At 68.0% G+C, this 281-nt stretch carries 1 protein-coding gene; it reads left to right on the forward strand.

The genetic code is table 11. From position 1 onward, the window contains the following. Nucleotides 1–43: 43 nt before the first annotated feature. On the forward strand, nt 44–281 hold a 238-nt coding region (locus Q5762_RS37985), incomplete at its 3' end, for a recombinase RecT (protein WP_315896873.1).

Here is a 281-nt window from a genome sequence, read left to right on the forward strand (position 1 = left end):
CGCCCGAGTCACCGTCCTGCGCGACGGGCATCCTTTCCCAGCCGTGGCCCTATTCGCGGAGTACGCCGGGCGGAAGCGCGACGGCAGCCTCTCCAGCATGTGGGAAACCAAGGGTGCGCTGATGCTCGGAAAGTGCGCGGAGGCGCTGGCCCTGCGGAAAGCTTTCCCGATCGACCTGTCGGGACTGTATACGGCCGAGGAGATGCATCAGGCAGATCAGAGCCGCGTGACGGTCACCCAGTCGAGGCCGACCGTCGCCCCGGCCCCGGCGAGCGTTGATG

Origin of the sequence: Streptomyces sp. P9(2023) (assembly GCF_032436795.1) — a bacterium.
GTDB lineage: Bacteria > Actinomycetota > Actinomycetes > Streptomycetales > Streptomycetaceae > Streptomyces.